This window comes from Streptomyces sp. NPDC021020, assembly GCF_044333285.1.
Taxonomy (GTDB): domain Bacteria; phylum Actinomycetota; class Actinomycetes; order Streptomycetales; family Streptomycetaceae; genus Actinacidiphila.
The window spans coordinates 408,707-431,325 of record NZ_JBIRQQ010000007.1; the positions used below are offsets into that span (position 1 = coordinate 408,707).

Sequence of the window (22,619 nt, forward strand, 5' to 3'; positions counted from 1 at the left end):
CCGGGGCGCCCCCGAGAGGAAACAGGGGCGCTTCCGAGAGAACGTTATCGTCGGATGTCTTGGACGTTTATAGAGGCGGTCCCGCGGCTTGTAAAGGGCCCGCGCCGCACGGCCGCACCCCGCAGCGCCGCCCGCCCACGCGTTCCGGCGGGCGGCCCTGTCACGGCGCGGTCAGGGCGCGATCTCCCCCGAACCCCTCGTGACCAGCGACGTCGTGACGATCACGGTGCGCACCGGCCGGGCCGGCTCGGCCAGCCGCGCCCGGAAGAGCTCGATCGCCGTCCGCCCGATCTCCCGCTCGCCCTGCGCCACCACGGTCAGTCCGGGCCGCAGCAGGTCGGCGAGCCCGAAGTCGTCGAAGCCGACGAGCGCGGTGCTGCCGTAGTCCGGGCCCAGCGCGCGGATGACGGCGACCGAGGTGGAGAAGTTGCCGGTCACCAGGGCGGTCACCGGCTCGGGGCCGCGGCGCAGGCTGTCCAGCGCCGCGCCGATGCGCTCCTCCTCGATCGGGCCGGGGTGCACCAGCCCGTCGGCCGGCAGGCCGGCCGCGCGCAGGCACTGGCGGAAGGCCGCGGCGCGCTCGTGGCCGGTGTAGATGCGCTCGTCGTCGCCGATGTAGCCGATCCGCCGGTGGCCCTGGGCGGCCAGGTGGGCGAAGGCCTGCCGGATGCCGCCGCGGTTGTCCGACAGCACGGTGTCGACCTCCACACCGGTGGCCGGGCGGTCGAACGCCACCACCGCGAGGCCGGAGTCGATCTCCGGCTGGAGGTACTGGTGGGCGTCGGCGATGGGCTCGATGACGATGCCGTCCATCCGGCGGCCGACCATCGAGGTCACGGCCTCGCGCTCGCGCTCCGGGTCGTCCTCGGTGGACATCGCGACGACGGTGAGCCCGGCCTCGCGGGCGGTCTCGTCGACCGCGCGCAGCACCGGGTGGGCGTCGGCGATGTGCCGGACCGCGGCGCCGAGGGTGCCGGTGCGGCCGCTGCGCAGCTGCCGGGCGCGTACGTCGGGGCGGTAGCCGAGGTGCTCGATGGCGCCCCTGATGCGCGCGGCCAGCTCGTCGCCGACCGTCGCGTCGCCGTTGACCACCCGGGAGACGGTGCGCAGCGCGACCCCCGCCTCGCGGGCCACGTCGACCATCGTCGGCCTGCGGGTCCTGCCGGGCCGCGCGGCCCCGCCGGGCCCGGCACCGGGCTTGTCACCGCGCTCGCCGCCGGACCTGCCGGTGTCACCTCGACCGGGCACCTTCGCTTCCCTTCGCCGGACTGCCGTGAACGGCCCCCGCGGCGGCCCGAGACCGGTCCGTGATCGCGAGGGGGCTTGACTTGCTGTCGCGGAACCTTACTGTACTCGACGAGATAACGTTATCCCGGTCGCAGGCACGAGCCGCCTGATCCGCGACCGCGGGCTCCCGGGATCTCCCCGACACCCTCACCGAAAGGGACGGCCATGTACCGACGTGCCGCTTTCAGACGCTGCGCCGCCACCGCCGGCGCCGCCGGCCTGCTGCTCCTCGCCGCCTGTTCCAACTCCGCTTCCAGCGGCGGCAGTTCGGCAGGCGGCAAGACGCTGACGTACCTCACCTTCAACACCCCCTCGCTCACCCCGGCGTTCTGGAAGGACTCCATAGCGCGGGCCGAGAAGCAGGCGCCCGGGGTGACGGTCAAGCAGGTCGTGGCGCCGAGCACGGACCGGGATTCGTACGCCAAGCAGCTGCAGGCGTCCGGGCAGTTCCCCGACCTACTCCAGTCGATCACGCCCTCGCAGTACACCGAGGCCGGGCTGCTCACGCCCTACGACCAGTCCTGGATCGACGCCAACTTCCTGCTGCCGCAGGGCAACGCGATCAAGGGCAAGGTCTACATCCCGCCGACCAACTCGCAGATCATCCCGCTGGTCTTCTACAACAAGTCGCTCTTCACGAAGGCCGGGGTGCAGCCGCCCACCACCTGGGCGCAGTTCCTCCAGGTCAACGACAAGCTCAAGGCCGCCGGCATCACCCCGATGGAACTCGGCGGCAACGACCCGTTCGCCGCCGCGATGCCGCTGACCGGCGCGATCTCCGCCGATGTGCTCGGCAGGAACCCGCAGTGGATCCAGCAGCGCTACGCGGGCAAGGTGAAGTTCACCGACGCCGACGTGGTCGCGGCCGCGGGGAAGATGCGCACCCTCGTCGAGAAGGGCTACTTCGAGGACGGCGCGCTCAACGTCAGCTACGCCGACTCGATCAAGAACTTCAACGCCGGCAAGGCCGCGATGTACCCGATGGGCAGCTGGTACCTCGGCTCGATCCCCAAGGACAGCTGGGACAACATCGGCGTCTTCCCGTGGCCGACGGACGACGGCAAGGTCGTCGTGCCCTTCGCGGTCGGCGGCTCGATGGCCGTCAGCGCCAAGGCCAAGGACGTCAAGGCAGCCACCGCCTTCGCGCAGTCCTGGTCGCTGGACCCGGACAACCTCAAGGCCCTGATCGAGGGCGACGGCGCCTACCCGATGCTCAAGAACAAGACGCTGGGGGACTACGGCGCCACCGTCTCCCCCGCCTTCACCAGCTCCTACGCCTACGTGACGGCGACCAACACCAAGGTGAGCGCGATCGGCTGGGCGACCAGCGACGACGCCCTGCCCGGCACCCTCAACAACGACTTCTACGCGGCAGCGCAGGCGCTGTTCAACAGCTCCGACGTCGAGGGCCAGATGTCCAAGCTGGACAAGTCCTGGGACACCGCGACCAAGTGAACGCGCGCACCACGAAAGGACACCTCCGGTGAAGCCGCTCTCCCGCTGGTTTCGCGACACCTCGCAGGATCTCGGGCTGCGGCTGATCGCCGCGCTCGGCCTGCTGCTCTACCTGGTCTTCATCGTCGTGCCGGTCCTGATGAGCCTGCGCAGCAGCTTCACCGACGAGAACCCGCTCAAGGCGGGCAGCAGCTGGATCGGCCTGGCCAACTACTCCGAGATGCTGCACGACGACCAGCTGCGCAGCAGCGTCGCCTTCACGCTGCTGCTGGCCCTCGGGGTCACGGTGGTCTCCAACGTGCTCGGGCTGGCCTTCGCACTGCTGCTGGACCGCAGCACGCTCGGCTACCGGGTGCTGCGGACGATCGCCTTCCTGCCCCAGGTGGTCTCCGGGGTCATCGTCGGCTTCGTGTGGAAGACGATCCTCACCCAGGACGGGCTGCTCAACAGCGTGCTGAAGAGCCTGCACGTGGTGCACGACCCGGTGGACTGGCTGGGCAAGCCGCATCTGGCACAGTTCTCGGTGGGCGTGGTGGTCGCCTGGGTGCTGTCCGGCTTCACCACCGTGGTCTACCTGGCGGCGCTGCAGAACATCCCGCGCGAGCTGTACGACGCGGGGGCGATCGACGGCGCGGGCACCGTCCAGCAGTTCCGGATGATCACCTGGCGGATGGTGGCCCCGGCGACGACGATCAGCGTCACCATCTCGCTGATCACCGTGCTGAAGCTCTACGACGTCATCCAGGTGCTCACCTCCGGCGGGCCGGCCAACGCCACCCAGTCCACCGCGCAGTACATCGTCAAGATGGCCTTCACGAACGACCGGTTCGGCTACGCCTCGTCCATCGCGATGTTCCTGCTCGCCCTGTCCGCGGTGATCGCGCTGTCCGTCACCGGAATCCTGCGCCGCAGGGAGGTCGACCTGTGACCGTCCAGACCCCGTCCGTCCACCGTCCGGCCGCGCGCCGTCCGGTGCGCCCCCGCCGCGCCACCCGTCCCCGCCCCGCGCCGCGGGAGAAGGGCCGGCGCGGGCTGCTGAGCCCGCTGCGGCTGGTGATCGCGCTGGCCGTGGTGCTGGTGTTCGTCAGCCCGATCTACCTCACGGTGGTCAACGCGTTCAAGAAGGAGGACGACATCGTCTCCTCCCCCGCCGCGCCGCCCGTCCACCCGACGCTCGGCAACCTGTCGACGGCCCTCCAGCGCCCCGACCACCTGCTGCAACTGGGCCTGCGCAACTCGCTGGTCGTCGTGGTGTGCTCGGTCCTGCTGCTGATCCCGCTGGGCTCGGCCTTCAGCTTCTACGTCTCGCGCCGCCGCACGAGGCTGCGCGCGCTGGTGCTCGCCGTGCTCGCCGCCGGGCTGATGATCCCGCCGCAGGTGGTGCTGCTGCCGACGATCCGCATCCTGGACTTCCTCGGCCTGGACCACTCCTATCCGGGCCTGATCCTGTCCAACCTGGGCGGCGGCTACTTCTCCTTCGCCGTCTTCGTCTACGTCGGCTTCATGCGGGCGGTGCCCGACGAGGTCGTCGAGGCGGCGCGGCTGGACGGCGCCGGGGGCCTGCGCATCTGGTGGACGATCATCATGCCGCTGGTGCGGCCGGCCACCGCCACCGTGGCCATCTTCCTCTCGCTGTGGATCTGGAACGACTTCCTCAACCCGCAGTTCATCCTCGGCCCGTTGCAGGGCCAGACCATCACCACCGGTCTCTATCTCTCCGTGGGGCAGTTCCAGATGGATTACGGACAACTCTTCGGCATCATGTTCCTGGCCGGGGTGATCCCGGTCGCCGGCTACCTGGCGATGCAGAAGCAGTTCATCGCCGGTCTGACCTCGGGGTCGGTCAAGTGAGCGCGCCCGCCGCGGAGCGGCGGCAGGACGCCCGGCCCGCCGGTCCGCCCGAGGGCGTGCCGGAGCTGGACGAACTGGCCGGCGACTGGCTGCCGGCCGACGCGCTCGCGCATCTGCCGACGCTGCGCAACCAGTGGGGCCAGGGCCATGTGAACCGGGACCTGACATCGTTGTCGTGGCTCGCCTTCACGCCGTACAGCGGGGGTTACCACACCGGCGTGCTGCGGGTCGACGGCTGCCCGCTGCCCGCCGCGCGGATGCGCTGGTCCCCGTGGGGCGTGCAGCGCACCGCGGAGCACGGGCCGCTCACCGTGCACACCGAGGTGCGCATGGGCTACGAGCGCAGCCGGCTGATGTGGCGCGTCACGCTGCACAACGGCTCGGACCGGCAGGCCGCCGCGACCGTCGCGCAGGAGCTGCTGGCGATGGTCGCGCACCACGAGACGGACTGGGGCTGGCTCTACGGCACCCCGTGGAATTCCGGCCACCACCACGACTTCTACGCCACCGAGCGGCTGCGCGACGAGGTGACGGCGGAGCGCCCGCGCCAGGTGCAGACACTGCCGCACGGCGAGCGCTGGATACGGCTCGGCTCGCCGCGGATCCCGGGCATCCAGCGCGACGAGGACTCCGCGCCGATGCTGCTGGAGTCGGAGCTGCCCGACCACTCCACCCCCGACTCCGGCCGGGTCAGGGCGCCCGGCGCGCCCTGCCTGCTGCGCGCCCTGCGGGTGCTGCGGGCGGACGGCACGGCCGAACCGGTGGGCGACCCGGCGGCGGCGTACACCGTGCGGGCCGGAACGGACCTGCGGGTCGGCACCGCGGAGCTGGCAGCGGGCGACACGCTGGGCTTTGAAGTGCGGGTCGACCAGGAGGGGGTGTCCGGGGTGGTCGCCACCCACGGCAACCACCCGGATTCGGCCCAGCTCTCGCTGGACGGCGGCCGCCCGGCGCTGCGGATCGGCGGCGAGTACGCGGTCGCCGCCGAGCCGCTGCCGCTCGGCGGCTGGCACCGGCTCGCGGTGCGGATCGGCGGGGAAGGAGCCGAGCTGGTCGTGGACGGAGCGGTCGCCGCGCGCACCGCGCCCTGGTGGGGCGGGCAGCGCTGGACGGCCGCCGCGTCGGGCGGCGTGCTGCGGGTCGCCGACTCCCGCAGCACGGCCCGCTGCGCGTACGCCTTCGCCACCGCGCCCGACGCGCTCGACGCGGAGGGCGCGCGGGGGCTGGCCCGCTGGGACGTGGTGCTGGCGCCCGGCGAGACCCGGGAGCTGGGCTTCGTCCTGGAGATCGGCGCGGGCCAGGACGTGGTGGACGCGGCCGCGACCGCCGCCGCGGGCTCCTTCGCGGCGGCCTTCGACGAGGTCGCGGCGCGCTGGCGGAACACCTGGCGGCAGGCGTTCGCGCCGGGCGGCACGGAATTCTCCGGCTACCTCCCGGCGCTCGTCACCGGCGACGCGGAGCTGGCGCGCACGTACTACCTGGGCGTGCTGCTGGCGGTCTACCTGCGCAACACCCGGGTGTCGCGCACCGGTCCGGTCTTCCTCACCGGCGGCCCGCGGCTCGGCCCGACGACGACGTACTTCTGGGACCAGTCGGAATTCGCCCGCACCGCCGCGCTGCTGGAGCCGCACGGGATGCGGGCCTGGATCCTGGCCGCGCTCGCCCGGCCGTACGACCACTGCCACTCCTTCGACACCTACAACCTGCTGCCGGTCGGCAACCACTACGCGGCCAACGACCACGCCCTCTTCCGCACGGTGACCGCGTACGTGACGGTGACCGGCGACACCGGGCTGCTGCGCGAGAGCGCGGGCGGCAGCAGCGTGCTGGACCACCTGCGGGCCATGGCCTACCGGCCGCGGGCGCGCCGGGCGGCGTTCGGGGGCGGGGTGCTGGTGGACCTCGGCCGGGACGCCTGGGAGCTGCTGGAGTGCGTGCCCAACTACCGGGACGCGGTGGTGTCGTTCAACGCCGGTTACGCCGGGATGCTGCGCACGCTCGCGGCGCTGCTCGAACTGCTCGGCGAGGACAGCGCCGAGGCGGCCGCCGCGCGGGCGGACGGCGACGCGCTGGCCCGTGCGGTGCTGGGGCAGTACGCGGGCGGCGGGCGGTGGCGGATCGCCCGCCCCGACGGCTCCGACACCATCGGGCACGTCCTGGACTTCGCGCTGGTGGCCGCCGACATGGCCGGGGACCTGACGGACGCACAGCGCGCAGAGCTGGTCGACTTCGCCGCGACCCGGCTGGTCGACGGCGACTGGATGCGGGCGCTGGACCCGCGGGACCCGGTCGCGCCGCTGTCCGACCGCCCCGACCACGGGGCCGCGGGCGCCTTCGCCGCCTGGCCGGGCGCGACCGCGTACGGCCTGTGCCGGCTCGGCCGCCGCGACCTCGCGGCGGGCGTGCTGCGCCGCGCCCACCGGGCGACGTCCGGCGGGCTGTGGGGGCAGGCCATGGAGGTGACCGCGGACGGCACCTACCGGGTCGCCGAACGCGGGGTGTCCAACCGGGAGTCGGTGGCCGCGGTCGCCGTGACCGAGGCGGTGATCGCCGGACTGTTCGGCATCGAGGCCGACCTCGCCTCGCTCACCGGCCCGCCCGCGGGCGCGACCGCCGGGGAGTTCGGCGAACTGCGCGGCGTACGGGCGGTCGGCTTCGACCTGGAAGCCGCACCCCCGGCGAGCTGACCCTTGCCGGAGGCGGCGCCCGGCCCCGGGCTCCGCCGAGGCGGGGGCCGGCCGCCGCTGCCGGGGCCCTCCCCCGTCACCTCCGGGTACCCGGCCCCCCGGCCGGGTGCCCTCATGATCTGCGCGGGTGGTCTGCGGTGCACCGGCCGGCCGCGCAGGCCGCGGGCCGTACGCGGTGGGCCGTCGCACCGTTGCCCGGTGCGCGCGGGCCGCCGCCCGGCGCGCGGGGCCGCCCGGCCTCCCGTGGGCGCGCTGCCGAGGTCGGCTCGGGGCGCGCGCCGGCGGGGCCGCCGGGCGGCGCCTCGGGGCCGGGGAGGACCGCCGCCCACGCGGGGGGCGGCTCCCGGCGCGGCGGGAAGCACGGCGCCGTCGCAGGCGACCCCCGATCGCCGAAGGCTCCCCGGCGCGGGCGGGAAGCACGGCGCCGTCGCAGGCGACCCCCGATCGCCGAAGGCTCCCCGGCGCGGGCGGGAAGCGCGGAAGCGCACGCCCGCGCGGGTCGGGAAGGCTAGCCTTGTCGCGAAAGCCTGATCTGTGACGGTCGGTTACCGGGGAGCGGCTCATGAGGAGATACGGCGCGGGCTTAGCAGCGCTGGGACTGGCGGCGGCGTCCCTGACCGGGCTCGCCGCGGGCGGACGGGCGAGCGCGCTGACGCCGCCGGTGGCGATGACCGCGGACGACCTGCCGACCTGGCAGACCAACGGCGTGGTGTGGTCGCTGGCCCAGGCGGACGGCGTGGTCTTCGCGGGAGGCACCTTCTCCTCGGTACGGCCGCCGGGCGCGGCGGCGGGCACGGGCGAGCAGCAGGCGCTGAACTTCCAGGCGTTCGACGCCGCGACGGGCGCCCCGACCTCCTGCCACCCGTCCTTCACCGTCGGCAGCGGCACCGCCACGGTGCGGGCGCTCGCGGTGTCGCCGGACGGCAGGACGCTGTACGTCGGCGGTACGTTCGGCTCCGCGGACGGCGTCGCGGTGAGCAACCTGGCGGCGGTCGACATCGCCAGCTGCACCGTACGCACCGACTTCAAGGTCCCGGTGTCCGCGCAGGTGCGGACCATCCTGGCGACGGGCGACACCGTCTACTTCGGGGGCAACTTCACCTCGGCCGGCGGCCAGGCCCGGCAGCACTTCGCGGCGGTGGGCACCACCGGCGCCCTGCGCCCCTTCGCGCCCGCGGCCGACCAGGCGGGCAAGGCCCTGCTGCTGACGCCGGACGGCTCCCGGGTGGTGCTCGGCGGCGACTTCGACACCGTCAACGGCGCCGACTCGCACGCGCTGGCGGTGGTGGACGCCACCACCGGGGCGAACGTCCGGACGTACCCGGGCTTCATCGGCCCGACCTCGACCGTGCAGGACCTGGCGTCCGACGCGACCGGCTTCTACACCGCCAACGAGGGCACGGGCGGCTTCGACGGCCGTATCGCCGTCGACTGGGCGACGCTGAACGAGCGCTGGCGCGACACGTGCCTGGGGGCGACCCAGGCGGTGCAGGTCTACCACGGCGTCCTCTACAGCGCCTCGCACGCCCACGACTGCTCCAGCATGGGGCAGTTCCCGCAGATGAACGACCGGCAGCACCTGCTGGCGGAGTCGGTCGGCAACCCCCGCCCGCTGCTCGGCTGGTTCCCGGACACCGACGACGGCCCGGCCGGGACCGAGCAGATCGGCCCGCGGGCCATGACGACCGCGAGCAAGGGCGGCACCGACTACCTGTGGGTGGGCGGCGAGTTCACCCGTATCGCCAGCAACGGCAACCGGCTGCAGCAGGGCCTGGTCCGCTTCCCGAACACCCCCGACACCCGCAGCCCCACCGTGCCGCAGCAGCCGACCGCGGTCGCCGCCCCCAACGGGGTGCGCCTGACCTGGCAGGACTCGCTCGACCTGGACGACACCGCGCTGACCTACACCGTCTACCGCAACGGGGTCAAGATCGCCGTCCTCGGCGCCTCCTCCACCTTCTGGAACCAGGGCCGGTCGGCACTCGCCGACACCACCGCGCAGCCGGGCACCACGTACAGCTACCAGATCACCGCGTCCGACGCGGCGGGCAACACCAGCGCGAAGTCGGCCGCGGTGAGCGTGACCACCTCCGGCACCCCGACGGCCACCACCGTGACCGTCCCGGCGGACGCCGACAGCTACACCAACGCCGCCGCGACCGCCGCCAACTACGGCGGCGACCAGCAGCTGGCGGTCCGCGGCAGCTCCGCCTACCGGACGTACCTGCACTTCACACTGCCCGCGGCGCCGTCCGGGATGACGCTGAAGAGCGCGTCGCTCACCGTGCGCACCAGCTCCGACGCGCTCGCCAACTCCGCGGACACGCTCGGCGTGCAGCATGTCGCGGGGGCGTGGACCGAGACGGGCGTGACATGGGCGAACCAGCCCGCGCCGGACGCCGGTTCGCTGGGCACCCTGCCCGCACCCACCGCGCTGCAGACCGACTACACCGCCCCGCTCACCGCCTCCGCGCTGAGCCCCGCGCTCGGCGGCGGCTACAGCCTGGCGCTGACGTCGGCAGGTACGGACTCGGCGTGGTTCTGGTCCCGCGAGGCGCCCGGCACGGCGGGCCACCCGCAGCTGACGCTGACCTTCGCGAAGTCCTGAGGCCGGGCAGCCCCGCCCGCCCGCAGCTGATCCCTCGACAGCTGCCGTCCGGCGGGGCGTCCCGCGCCCTTCCCGGCCGCGGCGCGGGGAGGTGGCGAAACGGTGGAACACGATGTAACGCCGGAGCGCCCGGACGGGAGGTCTTCCAGCACACCGCTCGGCCCCTCCCCCTGTCAATACGCTTGCAGGCGCCGCTAGTCTGCTGCGTATGAAACAGAGTGGTGTAACGCGTGGCTAGGCAGCCGGGCTCCCGGGCGACGGTCCGGGCCATCGCGGCCGAGGCGGGCGTGTCGATCGCGACCGTCTCACGGGTGATGAACGGCCACGCCTCCGTCGCACCCGACACCCGCGAGGCGGTGCGCCGGGCGGCGGCCCGGCTGGGCGCGCACGCACCTGCCCGGCGCGGGGCCGCGGACGGCGCGATCTACGTGCGCTGCCCTTACGTGCTCAGCGACTACTTCGGGGTGATCGTCTCCTCGATCGCCGAGACGCTGGAGCTGTACGGGCGGCGCCTGGTGCTCAGCGCGGGCGACGCGGCCCGCGACCGCGAGGTGCTGGGCGGGCTGCCGCAGGACCCGGCGATCGCGGGCGCGGTGCTCATCGTGCCGCCCGAGCCGGAGCGGGACCTCGCGGCGCTGCGCGCCGCCGACTTCCCCTTCGTCGTCGTCGATCCGCGCACCCCGCTGCCGCAGGACATCGCGTCGGTCTCCGCCGCCAACCTCACGGCGGCGCGCGCCGTCACCGCCCATCTGGTGCAGCTCGGCCACCGGCGGATCGGGGTGATCGGCGGCCCCGGCGACTGGCTCGCGAGCCGCTCCCGGCTCGCCGGGCACACCTCGGCGCTCGCCGACACGGGGGTGCTGCCCGCCCCCGAGCTGCTGCGCAGCATCGAGCCGACCGCGGACTGGGGCTACACCGCGGCCTGCGAGCTGCTCGACCTGCCCGAGCGCCCGACCGCGCTGGTCGCCTTCAACGACAAGGCGGCGGTCGGCGCGCTGCGCGCGGCGTACGAGCGGCGGCTGCGGGTGCCCGAGGACCTGTCGATCACCGGCTTCGACGACATCGACCTGAGCCGCAGCACCGTGCCGCGGCTGACGACCGTCCGCCAGCCGCTGGAGGAGATGGGCCGGATGGCCGTGTCGCTGCTCATGCGGCTGCTGGACCGGCACACCGTGGACGCGCTGCACGTCGAGCTGGCCACCCAGCTGGTGCTGCGCGGCTCGACCGGTCCGGCGCCGGACCCCGGCGCACGATGACTTTCCCCCAGCGGGCTGGTCTGTATTCCTGAGGGCCGCGTCCGCCCCCTTCCCCCTTCCGACCGTGCCGCTCGCGACGGCACGCGTTCCGGGGGACGGCGGGGACGGCGCCGCCCGCAGGTGCCCGCGGCGCTCTGCCCGGGCCGGACCGGAGGTCGTCTCTTCCCATGGCAACAACACCGACAACCACGACAACACCGCCTTCGCCGACGGCTCCACCGGCGGGGGAACCGGCCGCGCGGACGGCCTGGACGCTGGTCCTCGCCTCACTGGGGGCCTTTCTGACCTCGCTCGACGTGGTGGTGGTCGCCACCGCGCTGCCCACGCTGCGCGCCGACCTGCACGCGAGCCTGGCCGAGACGGAGTGGACGCTCAACGGCTACAACCTGGCCTTCGCCTGCCTGATGCTCACCGGCGCGGCGCTCGGCGACCGCTTCGGACGGCGCCGGACGTACGCGCTGGGCGTCGCCCTCTTCACACTGGCGTCGATCGCCTGCGCGAGCTCCGGCTCGGCGGCGGCGCTGATCGCCGCCCGGGTGGTGCAGGGCGCGGGCGCCGCGGTGGTGCTGCCGCTCACGCTCACCCTGATCAGCCACGCCTTCCCGGCCGAGAAACGGGGCGCGGCGATCGGCGTGTGGGGCGCCGTCACGGGTCTCGGGGTCGCCCTGGGGCCGGTGCTCGGCGGGGTCGTCATCCAGGACATCTCCTGGCAGTGGATCTTCTGGATCAATGTGCCGGTCGGCCTCGCGGTCGCGGTGCTGGCCATGGTGGTGCTGGAGGAGAGCCGCGGCAACCGCCCGCAGCTGGACCCGGCGGGCGTGGCGCTGGTCAGCGCCGGGCTGCTGGCCCTGGTGTGGGCGCCGGTGCGGGCGCCCTCGGTGGGCTGGGGCTCGGCGGAGGTCGTGGCCGCGCTCGCGGCGGGTGCGGTGCTGCTGGCCGGCTTCCTCGGCCGCCAGCGCAGCGCGCGCTTCCCGATGCTGCCGCTGGGCTACTTCCGGATGCGCGGCTTCTCGGTGGCCAACGGGACCGTCTTCTTCATGACCTTCTCGCTCATCGGGTCGCTCTTCATGATCACCCAGATGTTCCAACTGGGCCTCGGCTACAACCCCTTGCAGACGGGGCTGCGCATCCTGGTGTGGACGGCGATGCCGATGCTCGTCGCACCGCTCGCGGGCGCGCTGTCCGAACGGCTCGGCAACCGGCCCTTCATGGTGCTCGGCATGCTCCTCCAGGCGGCGGGCCTGCTGTGGCTGGCCCTGGTCGCGGACGCCGGCACCGGGTACGGCAGCGTGGTCGGTCCGCTGGTCGTGGCGGGCATCGGGATCTCGATGGTCTTCCCGACGGTGGCGAACGCGGTGGTCGGCGCGGTGCCGGCCGAGGACGCCGCCGTGGCGGCGGGCACCAACAACACCGTGCGGGAGGCGGGCGGTGTCTTCGGCGTGGCCGTGCTGGTGGCGGTCTTCGCCGCCAACGGGGGTTACGGGTCGGTGGGTTCGTTCATGTCCGGCTTCCGCGCCGCCGAGATCGTCGCCGCCGCGGCGGCCGCGCTCGGCGCGGCCGTCGCGCTGCTGGCGCCGGGCAAGCGGGAGGAGGACGCCACGCGGGCGCGGCGTCCCGAAGCGGCGGAGGCCACGGTCTGACCTGCCCGCCGCGAGGCGGAGGAGATCGCCGCAGGACCCGGGAGGGGTCCTGCGGCGGTCTCCTCGGCTGCGCGTCCGGCCGTACGCAACACACCCGCGCCGTACGGGCGTCAGGCCGCGGGGTCCGGTGGGACGCGGTCCGGCGGGCGGCCGAGGAAGGCGACGAGCCGGTCCCCCGCGCACGCGTGCGGCGGTACGGGCACGGGCGCCGCGAAGAGCGCGGGGCGGGTGCCCGCGTCGGCCACCTGCGGGGCGCGGCGCAGGATGGCCAGTGCCAGCGGCGCCGGGATGGGGCGGGCGCGCCCGCAGGCCTGGGCGACGTCCCAGCCGTGCACGGCCACTTCGAGCGCGCCGACCAGCGCCACCGTCTCGCCGGGTATCGGCATCCCGCCGACCGCGACGGGCGCGCAGGACGGGCCGGGCCGGGCCGCCCAGCACCGCCAGCTCTCCAGCAGCTCGCCCGCGCCGTCGCGTACGGCGGCAACCGGGTCCGCGGGCGGCGGACCGCCGGGACCGGCGGGCAGCAGCGCGACTCCCCCGCGGTCGGAGGCCTCCCGCAGCGCCGCCATCGACTCGTGCAGATGCCACAGCAGGCGTTCCAGATCCCAGCCCGCGCAGGGCGTCGGCCCCCGCAGCCGGGCGGGCGTGACGGCCTCGACGCTGCCGAGCCCGTATCCGACGGCCTCCTCCAGCAGCAGCACCGCCCGGCCGCGCTCGGTCAGCGCAGCCATGACACCTCCGGCGCCGTGCCCGGGGCGAGGGCCCCGGGCAGGCCGAGGAGCGGGAAGAGCGCGGGGTCGCGGAAGACGACGGCGCGGGCGATTTGCCGCTCGCGCAGCGTCAGGACGCTGACGGCGTGCGGGTGGAAGAGGCCGTCTGCGCCGCGCCAGTAGAGCGCGAGGGCGGGTTGGCCGTCGTTGACGGTCAGGCCGCGCGACCGCTGGTCGGGCAGGACGGGGAAGACCTGCCGCCGGAGGAATTCGAGCGCGACCGAGCGGTCGGCGAACCAGACGGGCTCGGGCGGCATCTCCAGCCGTACATCGTCGCGCAGCAGCCGGGCGAGGGTGTCGGCGTCGGCGTCCTGGAAGGCGCGGGCGAAGGTCTCGACGAGGGCGCGCCCGTCGGCGTCGAGGGCGTCGTGGACGTCGTCCTCGTGCGGCGCCGCGCGCTCCAGCCGCTCCCTGGCCCGCTGGAGGGCGCTGTTGACGGCGGCGGTGCTGGTGCCGAGCAGCTCGGCGACCTCGGCGGCGCGCCAGGCCAGCACGTCCCGCAGGATGAGCACCGCCCGCTGCCGCGGCGGGAGTTCCTGCAGCGCGACGATCAACGCCAGCCGTACGCTGCCGCGTTCGGCGACGACGGCCGCGGGGTCCGGCGGCGGGTCGGCCATCGGCTGCACCCACTCGATGCCGCCCGCGGGCGGCCCCGTCACCACGTCCGGGTCGTCGCTCGGCGCGCCGAGCCCGGCGGGCACGACCCGGCGGCTGCGGTGCTGCAGCGCGGTCAGGCAGGCGCTGGTGGCGATGCGGTAGAGCCAGAAGCGCAGCGAGGAGCGGCCCTCGAAGCCGTGCTGGCCGCGCCAGGCGCGCAGCAGCGTCTCCTGGACCAGGTCCTCCGCGTCGTGCACCGAGCCCAGCATCCGGTAGCAGTGCGCCATCAGCTCCGGGCGGTAGGCGGCGGCCCGCTCCAGGAAGTCGTCGCCGTCGTCGGGCGCGGTGTGCGCGGTGGTGGTGTGACCGCTCAGGGTGTTCACGTGACCTCTCCGGGTGCTCGGGGACCGGCGTCCACCAGTACAGACAGCGCCCGGCCCGCAAAGTCATCGCACCCGGGGCGCCCCGCGGTGTGCGGGGCGCCCTGAGGTGCCGAGGTCAGTCCGCGAGCGGGGTGAGGCCGTCCGCGGAGAGCCCGTACGCGAGCGCGTCCGTCCGCTGCCCGCGGGCCAGTTCGAGCACCGCGGCGCCCGCCGCCTGCGGTGTCAGCAGCGGGCCCATGCGGTCGACGAAGGCCTCGGTGGTGATGCCCTCGTACGCCGCGTAGGCGGCAGCCGCCCCGACGCCGAGGTCGGTGGTCGGGGCGAGGGAGGGCAGCAGGGCGGTGAAGCGGATGCCCAGTCCGTGGCGCCGGGACTGGCCGTCGGCGTAGGCGGCCACGAAGCGGACGGCGGCCTTGGCGCCCGCGTAGCCGCCGCTGAGCGGCGATCCGCGCAGGGCGGCGCCGCTGGAGAAGGCCACCACGGTGCTGCCGGGCGGCAGCGGCTGCCGCAGCGCGGCGCGCGACCAGCCGAAGACGTGCCGTACGTCGGTGTCCCAGGCGGCGGAGAAGGTCTCCCAGGTGTGGTCCTGGAGCGGCAGCATCGCGGGGGTCGCGCCCGCGGCGAGCACCACCGTGCGCGGGGCGTGCCGGGCGAGCAGGTCCGCTGCCAGGCCGGGGTCGGTGGCGTCGCCGGGCACGGGCACGAAGGCGTCGCCGAGGTCGGCGCGTGCCTTCTCCAGCGCCTCCCGGTCGCGGGCCAGGCCCAGGACCCGGGCGCCGGCCCGGATGAGTTCGGCGGCGACGCCTCGGCCGAAGCCGCGGCCGGCGCCGGTGACGACGGCGGTGCTTCCCGCGAGTTCGCTGACGGGCATGGTGTCTCCCTCGGTGCGTTGTCCTCGTCCGGGGCCCCGCGGTCCTCGCGGGGCCTCACGGATAAGGACAACGGCGCACGGGAGAAATCGTCGGCCCGTACGGGAGCCGGGCTCAGTCCTCCGTCAGCTCGACGTGCTGCGGGTAGAAGGCGACGTGCCCGGCGATCGGGCCGACCGCGGGGAAGGGCTCGGTGTACGTCCACACCGCGTCGGGCACCGTGCCGTCCGCGGTGACCAGCGCGTAGTAGGAGGCGTCGCCCTTGTACGGGCAGTACGTGCTCTTGTCACCGGGCACCAGCGCGCCCGGCTCGACGTCCTCCAGCGGGATGTACTGGACCGGCGGGTACGTCCCCTCCCGGAGGGTCAGTGCCCGCGTGGTGTCGGCGACGACCTTCCCGGCGGCCCGTACGGTGACGCGGGCCGGGTTGGGCTCGACGGTGATGGGGTGGTCCGGACCGGGCGTCTTCACGGTGCGCTCCACGGGGTCCTCCCTGAGGTCGGCAGCGGCAATTGCGACCGTAGGCAGATCGTCCGGGCACGGTCAAGCACCCCCCGGCGCGGTGCCGAGCCGGCGCCGCACCGCCAGCAGGTATTCCTTGCGGTCCCGCGGGTCGGGGCCGGTGCGGCGGCGCACCGGGATCTCGCCGGTGACGGGGGCGTAGTGGCCGAAGGCCGTCTCCAGCACCCCTTCGCCGCCGGTCAGGGTGGGCAGCTGTCGCTCCAGGGCGTGCACGGCGGCGGCCGGGATGTCGCCCTCCAGCACATGGCGGCGGCGGCCGGCCGCCGCCGGACCGCGGGGCACCGCCCGCAGCTTCGCGAGCGCGGGCAGCACCGCGCCCAGCGCGTCGGCGGGCAGCTCCAGCCGGAAGCGGTGCACGGGCTCGTGCACCCGGGTGCCGGCCTGCCGCAGCGCGGCCGCCAGCACCAGCGGGGTGAGGTTCCGGAAGTCTCCGGAGGTGCTGGACATGCTCTTGTCGAAGACCGCGTGCGCGTGGCTCTGCCGGGCGCTGTAACCCGAGTGGGTCATCGTCACCGTGCAGTCGGCGACCTGCCAGCCGTACAGGCCCTGGGTGAGCGTGGCGTGCACGGTCTCCTCGACGGCGGTGAAGAACGCGTAGGGCAGCGAGCCGAGTTCGACCTCGCGGCGGAAGGCGACGCCGCTGCCGGGCGGCGCCGGGTCGACGCGCAGGCCGACGGTGGCCAGGAAGGGGTTGGCGTCCTTCTTGTTGAACTCCACCGCCGCGCCGCTGCCGGTGACCCGCTCGATGTGCAGGGTGGTCGTCGGCTCGAAGACCACGTCCACGCCGTAGTCGGCGGCCAGGGTCGCCTGGATGACCTCCTTCTGCACCTCGCCGTAGAGAGACACCGCGATCTCCCCGCGGTCCTCGTCGCGCCGCAGCGCGATGAGCGGGTCCTGCTCGGCGAGCCGGCCCAGCGCGGTGTGCAAGGCCGCGCGGTCGGCGGTGCGGCGGGCGGCGACGACGGTCTCCAGGGTGGGCGGTGCGAAGTGCCGGGCGGGCGCCGCCGCCGGGTCGGGGACCCCGATGGTGTCGCCGATCCGCACCGCGCCGAGGCCCCACACCCGGGCGATGCGCCCGGCGGACACGCTCGCCGCCGGGGTGTCGGTGCCGTCGGCGAAGACGCTGAGCGCGGTGACCCGGCCCTCCCCCGCCGCCGCCCCGGCGCGGTGCAGCGGCGGCCGGTCGCGCACGCGCAGGGTGCCCGCGCCGATCCGTACGTACGCCACGCGCTCCCCCGCGGCGCCGCGCTGCACGGCGAAGACGGTGCCGGACAGCGGCGCGTCCGGGTCGCCGCCCGCGCCGGGCAGCAGCCGGGCGATGCCGTCGGCGAGCGCGGCCACCCCGGCGCCGGTCACGGCGGACCCGGCGTACACCGGGTGCACCGCGGCCCGCGCGGTCTGCGCGGCGAGCGCGGGGCGCAGCCGCCCGTACGGCAGCCCGGCGCCGCCGTCCTCGGCCCAGGCGGCGAGCAGCGCGTCGTCGTGGCCCGCGAGCACCTCGGTGAGCCGCGCGGTGAAGGCGGCGTCCCCGGGCGCGTACGGGACCGCGGCGGCCTGCGCCGTGCCCTGCCGCAGGGCGGCGGTCATCGGCACGACGTCCGGGGTGAGGCGGTCGGCGACGGCGGCCACCGTGCGGTCGAGGTCGGCGCCGGAGCGGTCGAGCTTGTTGACGAAGACCAGCGTCGGGATGCGCAGCCGGCGCAGGGTGCGCATCAGCACGGTGGTCTGCGCCTGGACGCCCTCCACCGCGGAGACCACGAGGACGGCCCCGTCCAGGACGCCGAGCACCCGCTCGACCTCGGCGATGAAGTCGGGGTGGCCGGGGGTGTCGATGAGGTTGACGGTGGTGCCGCCGAGCGGGAAGGAGACGACGGCGGACCTGATGGTGATGCCGCGCTGCCGCTCCAGCGCGAGGGTGTCGGTGCGGGTGGTCCCGCGGTCGACGCTGCCGGCGGTGTCGATGACACCGGCCTCGTACAGCAGCCGTTCGGTGAGGCTGGTCTTACCTGCGTCGACGTGCGCCAGGATGCCGAGATTGAGTGAAGCCACGGGCTGTCATGTCCTCAGGAGGTGAAGGGATTCCTGTCGGGGCGGGCATGACGGGACCGCGCATTGCTCAGGGCTCCTTCGTCGGCGATGAGGACCCGACGACTACACCAGAGCGCCCCCGCGGGCGGCAACCGGATACCCGGCGGCCGCGGCGCGAGGGCGCTCGGATGCGGTCGGCGCGCGGCCCTACCGGCGGGAGACCTTGCGGTTGGCGCGCAGCCATTCGCGGTTCATCGACGCGATGGACGTCAGCGGGATGCCCTTGGGGCACGCGGTCGCGCACTCGCCGGTCAGGGTGCAGCCGCCGAAGCCCTCGGCGTCCATCTGCGCGACCATGTCCAGCACCCGGGTCTCGCGCTCGGGCGCGCCCTGTGGCAGGACGTTCAGGTGGTTGATCTTCGCCGAGGTGAAGAGCATCGCGGAGCCGTTGGGGCAGGCGGCCACGCACGCGCCGCAGCCGATGCACTCGGCGTGCTCGAAGGCGGTGTCCGCGGCGGCCTTGGGCACGGGGGTGGCGTGGGCCTCGGGGGCGGAGCCGGTGGGGGCGGTGACGTAGCCGCCGGACTGGATGATCCGGTCGAAGGACGAGCGGTCGACGACGAGGTCGCGCACCACCGGGAAGGCGGCCGCGCGCCAGGGCTCGATGTCGATGGTGTCGCCGTCCCGGAAGGACCGCATGTGCAGCTGGCAGGTGGTGGTGCGCTCGGGGCCGTGCGCGTCGCCGTTGATGACCAGGCTGCACGCGCCGCAGATGCCCTCGCGGCAGTCGTGGTCGAAGGCGACGGGCTCCTCGCCCTCGACGGTGAGCCGCTCGTTGAGGGTGTCGAGCATCTCCAGGAAGGACATGTCGGACGAGATGCCGTCCACCTCGTAGGTGGTCATGCCGCCGGGTGCGGCCGCGTCGTGCTGGCGCCAGATGCGCAGGGTGAGCCTCATGCGTAGCTCCGCTGGGTGGGGTGGACGTGGTCGAAGACCAGGTCTTCGCGGTGCAGGACGGGGGCGTCGCCGGTGCCGGTGAACTCCCAGGCGGCGGCGTAGGAGAACTCCTCGTCCCGGCGGGCGGCCTCGCCGTCGGGGGTCTGCGACTCCTCGCGGAAGTGGCCGCCGCAGGACTCGGCGCGGTGCAGCGCGTCGAGGCACATCAGCTCGGCCAGCTCCAGGTAGTCGACGACGCGGTTGGCCCGCTCCAGCGACTGGTTGAACTCGGCTTCGGTGCCGGGCACCTTGATGCGGCGCCAGAACTCCTCGCGGATCTGCGGGATGCGGTCGAGCGCCTTGCGCAGTCCCTCCTCGGTGCGCGCCATGCCGCAGAACTCCCACATCAGCTCGCCGAGTTCGCGGTGGAAGGAGTCGGCGGTGCGGTCGCCGCCGACGCTCACCAGGCGGTGCAGCCGGTCGGCGGTCGCGGTGAGCACCGCGGCCACCTCGGGGTGGTCGGCGCCGGGCGTGTCGTGGCCGGGGTGCCGGGCGAGGTAGTCGTTGAGGGTTGCGGGCAGCACGAAGTAGCCGTCGGCCAGGCCCTGCATGAGGGCGGAGGCGCCGAGCCGGTTGGCGCCGTGGTCGGAGAAGTTGGCCTCGCCGATCGCGAACAGGCCGGGGATCGTGGTCTGGAGGTCGTAGTCGACCCACAGCCCGCCCATCGTGTAGTGCACGGCCGGGTAGATCCGCATCGGGACCTCGTACGGGTTCTCCGCGGTGATCCGCTCGTACATCTCGAAGAGGTTGCCGTACTTCGCCTCGACGGCCTTGCGGCCCAGCCGGGCGACGGCGTCGGCGAAGTCGAGGTAGACGCCCTGGCCGCCGGGGCCGACACCGCGGCCCTCGTCGCAGACGTTCTTGGCGGCGCGCGAGGCGATGTCGCGCGGCACCAGGTTGCCGAAGGAGGGGTAGATGCGCTCCAGGTAGTAGTCGCGCTCGTCCTCGGGGATCTCGGCGGCCGGGCGGGTGTCGCCCTGGGCCTTGGGCACCCAGATGCGGCCGTCGTTGCGCAGCGACTCGCTCATCAGGGTGAGCTTGGACTGGTGGTCGCCGGTGCGCGGGATGCAGGTGGGGTGGATCTGGGTGAAGCAGGGGTTGGCGAAGTACGCGCCGCGGCGGTGGGCCCGCCAGATCGCGGTGGCGTTGGAGTTCATGGCGTTGGTCGACAGGTAGAAGACGTTGCCGTAGCCGCCGCTGGCGAGCACGACCGCGTCCGCGAAGTAGGGCGTGATCTCGCCGGTGACCAGGTCGCGGGCGACGATGCCGCGGGCCCGGCCGTCGACGACGAGCAGGTCCAGCATCTCGGTGCGCGGGTGCAGCTCGACGTTGCCGGCCGCGATCTGCCGGGAGAGCGCCTGGTAGGCGCCGAGCAGCAGCTGCTGTCCGGTCTGGCCGCGGGCGTAGAAGGTGCGGGAGACCTGGACGCCGCCGAAGGAGCGGGTGTCGAGCAGGCCGCCGTACTCGCGGGCGAAGGGGACGCCCTGGGCGACGCACTGGTCGATGATCTCCACCGAGATCTGCGCCAGCCGGCGGACGTTGGACTCCCGGGAGCGGAAGTCGCCGCCCTTGACGGTGTCGTAGAACAGCCGGTGGATGGAGTCGCCGTCGTTGCGGTAGTTCTTCGCGGCGTTGATGCCGCCCTGCGCGGCGATCGAGTGGGCCCGGCGCGGGGAGTCCTGGTAGCAGAACTGGACGACGTGGTAGCCCTGTTCGGCGAGGGTGGCGCCCGCGGAGCCGCCGGCCAGGCCGGTGCCCACGACGATGACGGTGTGCCCGCGGCGGTTGGCGGGGTTGACCAGCTTGGCGGTGAAGCGGCGGGTGTCCCAGCGCTCCTCGATCGGGCCGTCGGGCGCCTTGGTGTCGGCGACGGGCTCGCCGGTGGTGTAGTCGGCGTATGCGGTGGGGTTGCTCATGTCGGATCCCTCAGCTCACGAGGCCGGTCATGACGCCGACCGGCACGGCGATGAAGCCTGCCGTCAGCAGCAGGGCGAGGACGTTCGCGGTGCCCTTGAGCACCCGGTCGCGGGTGGCGCTGCCCGCGCCGAGGGTCTGAGCGGCGCTCCAGAAGCCGTGCCGGACGTGCAGGCCGAGCGCGAGCATCGCCGCGATGTAGAAGACGTTGTTCCACCAGTCGTGGAAGGCGGCCACCACGTTGTGGTACGGGTGGCCGGGCACGAAGCCGCGCTGCACGGTTCCGGTGGTGAGGTCCAGGATGTGCCACACGATGAAGAGCGCGAGGATCACGCCGCCCCAGCGCATGGTGCGGGTCGCGTAGCTGGAGCGGGCCTTGCGGTGGACGTAGCCGACCGGGCGCGAACGGATGTCGCGGCGGCTGAGCTGGTAGGCGCACACGCCGTGCGCGACCACGGCGACGACGAGGCCGGCCCGGACGATCCACAGCGCCCACTCGTAGTGGAAGAAGGGCTCGCCGAGGGTGCGCAGCCAGTGCGCGTAGCCGTCGAAGGTGCCGGGACCGAAGAAGATCTTCAGATTGCCGTACATATGGACGACCAGGTAGAGCAGCATCACCACGCCGCTCACCGCCATGACCGCCTTCTTGCCGACGGAGGAGTCCCAGACCGTGCGGACCGCCGAGGGGCGCCGGTCCGGCCGCGTTGCCAATGCCATGGACACGACGCTACGGCCGCGGATGTCCAGTGGTCCAAGACATGATCGGGCTGGAGTCGATAGGCCCTGGCTATGGAGGGCTACGCTTGCGGTGTGCAGTTCCAGCAGCTCGCGTACTTCGTGGCCGTCGCGGACACCCGGCATTTCACCCGGGCCGCGCAGGCCCTGCACGTCTCCCAGCCGTCGCTGTCGCAGCAGATCAGGGCGCTGGAGAAGGAGCTGGGCGCGGCCCTCTTCAGCCGGGCCCGCGGCAACATCGCGCTCACCGACGCCGGTGAGACGCTGCTGCCGCTGGCCCGGCGGATCCTCGCCGACGCCGACACCGCGCGGCACGAGGTGCTGGAGCTGGTGCAGCTGCGCCGCGGCCGGGTGCGGCTCGGCGCGACCCCGAGCCTGGCCACCGGGCTGCTGCCGGACGTGCTGCGGGCCTTCCACGACCGGCACCCCGGCATCCGGCTGCTGGTCGAGGAGGGCGGCTCGCACGACCTGGTGCGGCATCTGGCCCGCGGCGCGCTGGACCTCGCCCTCGTGGTGCTGCCGCTGCCCAGCCCGTCGCCCGCGCTGACCACGGTGGAGCTCTTCCAGGAGGACCTGGTGGTGGTCTCCTCCGCGGCGGACCCGCCGCCCGCGGAGCCGGCCGCCGGGCCGCTGCGGATCGCCGATCTGGAGGGCCGCCCGATGGTGATGTTCCGGCACGGCTACGACCTGCGCGACCTCACCCTCGCGGCCTGCCGGGCGGCGGGCTTCGAGCCGTACCTGACGGTCGAGGGCGGCGAGATGGACGCGGTGCTGGGCTTCGTACGGGCGGGGCTCGGCATCGGCGTCGTCCCCGCGACCGTCGCCGCCCGGGCCGGGAGCGACCTGCGCGTCACCCCGCTGGCCCGCCCGGGGCTGCGGCGCACGGTGGCCCTGGCCCACCGCAGCGACGTCGCCCCGCCGCGGGCCGCCCGCGTCCTGCAGGACGTGCTGCTGACCGCGGCCCGCCGGGCGGTGGCCTCGCCGGGCCTGCACCCGGGCCGGTCCTGAGCCGGGGCGGGTG

Annotated in this window: 17 protein-coding genes; 8 read left to right on the forward strand and 9 right to left on the reverse strand. The window is 74.1% G+C overall.

The window, feature by feature from the left end:
- Positions 1-171: 171 nt before the first annotated feature.
- A complete protein-coding gene (locus tag ACH4SL_RS23155) occupies positions 172-1,248 on the reverse strand; it encodes a LacI family DNA-binding transcriptional regulator (protein WP_398448483.1) in 1,077 nt (358 codons plus the stop codon).
- 204 nt (positions 1,249-1,452) lie between these two features.
- Here ACH4SL_RS23155 and ACH4SL_RS23160 point away from each other — a divergent pair, with 204 nt between their 5' ends.
- From ACH4SL_RS23160 to ACH4SL_RS23190, 7 genes are all read left to right on the forward strand, one after another.
- Entirely contained in the window at positions 1,453-2,742 is a 1,290-nt protein-coding gene (locus ACH4SL_RS23160) for an ABC transporter substrate-binding protein (RefSeq protein ID WP_398448485.1), read from the forward strand.
- A 28-nt stretch (positions 2,743-2,770) separates the two neighbouring features.
- A complete protein-coding gene (locus ACH4SL_RS23165) occupies positions 2,771-3,670 on the forward strand; it encodes a carbohydrate ABC transporter permease (protein WP_398448487.1) in 900 nt (299 codons plus the stop codon).
- Positions 3,667-4,593, forward strand: a complete 927-nt coding sequence (locus tag ACH4SL_RS23170; protein ID WP_398448489.1) for a carbohydrate ABC transporter permease — start codon at positions 3,667-3,669, stop codon at positions 4,591-4,593. Before ACH4SL_RS23165 ends, ACH4SL_RS23170 begins: the two co-directional genes overlap by 4 nt.
- Entirely contained in the window at positions 4,590-7,280 is a 2,691-nt protein-coding gene (locus ACH4SL_RS23175; RefSeq protein WP_398448491.1) for a hypothetical protein, read from the forward strand. Before ACH4SL_RS23170 ends, ACH4SL_RS23175 begins: the two co-directional genes overlap by 4 nt.
- Before the next feature lie 562 nt (positions 7,281-7,842).
- Entirely contained in the window at positions 7,843-9,888 is a 2,046-nt protein-coding gene (locus ACH4SL_RS23180; protein ID WP_398448493.1) for a DNRLRE domain-containing protein, read from the forward strand.
- Positions 9,889-10,118: 230 nt separating this feature from the next.
- The gene (locus ACH4SL_RS23185; RefSeq protein WP_398448496.1) at positions 10,119-11,144 is read left to right on the forward strand and encodes a LacI family DNA-binding transcriptional regulator; all 1,026 of its coding nucleotides are present in this window, start codon (positions 10,119-10,121) and stop codon (positions 11,142-11,144) included.
- Positions 11,145-11,311: 167 nt separating this feature from the next.
- Positions 11,312-12,784 (forward strand): MFS transporter, encoded by a 1,473-nt coding sequence (locus ACH4SL_RS23190; protein ID WP_398448499.1) that lies wholly within the window; start codon positions 11,312-11,314, stop codon positions 12,782-12,784.
- Positions 12,785-12,894: 110 nt separating this feature from the next.
- Here the strand turns inward: ACH4SL_RS23190 and ACH4SL_RS23195 are convergent, their stop codons facing one another.
- The 8 genes from ACH4SL_RS23195 to ACH4SL_RS23230 form a co-directional block, all read right to left on the reverse strand.
- On the reverse strand, positions 12,895-13,515 hold the full coding sequence (locus ACH4SL_RS23195) for a TIGR03086 family metal-binding protein (RefSeq protein ID WP_398448501.1): 621 nt from the start codon (positions 13,513-13,515) through the stop codon (positions 12,895-12,897).
- Positions 13,503-14,534, reverse strand: coding sequence for an RNA polymerase subunit sigma-70 (locus ACH4SL_RS23200; protein ID WP_398448503.1), 1,032 nt, complete (start codon positions 14,532-14,534; stop codon positions 13,503-13,505). The genes ACH4SL_RS23195 and ACH4SL_RS23200 overlap by 13 nt, the downstream gene beginning before the upstream one ends.
- 115 nt (positions 14,535-14,649) lie before the next feature.
- On the reverse strand, positions 14,650-15,405 hold the full coding sequence (locus ACH4SL_RS23205) for an SDR family oxidoreductase (RefSeq protein WP_398448506.1): 756 nt from the start codon (positions 15,403-15,405) through the stop codon (positions 14,650-14,652).
- Positions 15,406-15,517: 112 nt separating this feature from the next.
- Positions 15,518-15,886 (reverse strand): DUF427 domain-containing protein, encoded by a 369-nt coding sequence (locus tag ACH4SL_RS23210; protein ID WP_398448508.1) that lies wholly within the window; start codon positions 15,884-15,886, stop codon positions 15,518-15,520.
- 60 nt (positions 15,887-15,946) lie between these two features.
- On the reverse strand, positions 15,947-17,974 hold the full coding sequence (locus ACH4SL_RS23215; protein WP_398448510.1) for a GTP-binding protein: 2,028 nt from the start codon (positions 17,972-17,974) through the stop codon (positions 15,947-15,949).
- Between the two features lie 186 nt (positions 17,975-18,160).
- Positions 18,161-18,910 carry a succinate dehydrogenase/fumarate reductase iron-sulfur subunit gene (locus ACH4SL_RS23220; protein WP_398448512.1) on the reverse strand — a complete coding sequence of 250 codons (750 nt, stop codon included), beginning with the start codon at positions 18,908-18,910 and terminating at the stop codon, positions 18,161-18,163.
- Positions 18,907-20,865, reverse strand: coding sequence for a fumarate reductase/succinate dehydrogenase flavoprotein subunit (locus ACH4SL_RS23225; RefSeq protein WP_398448514.1), 1,959 nt, complete (start codon positions 20,863-20,865; stop codon positions 18,907-18,909). The genes ACH4SL_RS23220 and ACH4SL_RS23225 overlap by 4 nt, the downstream gene beginning before the upstream one ends.
- Before the next feature lie 10 nt (positions 20,866-20,875).
- Positions 20,876-21,580 (reverse strand): succinate dehydrogenase cytochrome b subunit, encoded by a 705-nt coding sequence (locus ACH4SL_RS23230; protein WP_398448516.1) that lies wholly within the window; start codon positions 21,578-21,580, stop codon positions 20,876-20,878.
- A 93-nt stretch (positions 21,581-21,673) separates the two neighbouring features.
- Between ACH4SL_RS23230 and ACH4SL_RS23235 the strand changes: the two genes are divergently transcribed.
- The gene (locus ACH4SL_RS23235) at positions 21,674-22,606 is read left to right on the forward strand and encodes a LysR family transcriptional regulator (protein WP_398448777.1); all 933 of its coding nucleotides are present in this window, start codon (positions 21,674-21,676) and stop codon (positions 22,604-22,606) included.
- Positions 22,607-22,619 lie beyond the last annotated feature (13 nt).

What these genes read in the sequence shown, in the direction of transcription:
- ACH4SL_RS23160 (WP_398448485.1), top strand. Translation starts at nt 1,453, where the DNA reads ATGTACCGACGTGCCGCTTTCAGACGCTGCGCCGCCACCGCCGGCGCC.
- ACH4SL_RS23180 (WP_398448493.1), top strand. Translation starts at nt 7,843, where the DNA reads ATGAGGAGATACGGCGCGGGCTTAGCAGCGCTGGGACTGGCGGCGGCG.
- ACH4SL_RS23190 (WP_398448499.1), top strand. Translation starts at nt 11,312, where the DNA reads ATGGCAACAACACCGACAACCACGACAACACCGCCTTCGCCGACGGCT.
- ACH4SL_RS23195 (WP_398448501.1), bottom strand. Translation starts at nt 13,515, where the DNA reads ATGGCTGCGCTGACCGAGCGCGGCCGGGCGGTGCTGCTGCTGGAGGAG.
- ACH4SL_RS23205 (WP_398448506.1), bottom strand. Translation starts at nt 15,405, where the DNA reads ATGCCCGTCAGCGAACTCGCGGGAAGCACCGCCGTCGTCACCGGCGCC.
- ACH4SL_RS23220 (WP_398448512.1), bottom strand. Translation starts at nt 18,910, where the DNA reads ATGAGGCTCACCCTGCGCATCTGGCGCCAGCACGACGCGGCCGCACCC.
- ACH4SL_RS23225 (WP_398448514.1), bottom strand. Translation starts at nt 20,865, where the DNA reads ATGAGCAACCCCACCGCATACGCCGACTACACCACCGGCGAGCCCGTC.
- ACH4SL_RS23230 (WP_398448516.1), bottom strand. Translation starts at nt 21,580, where the DNA reads ATGGCATTGGCAACGCGGCCGGACCGGCGCCCCTCGGCGGTCCGCACG.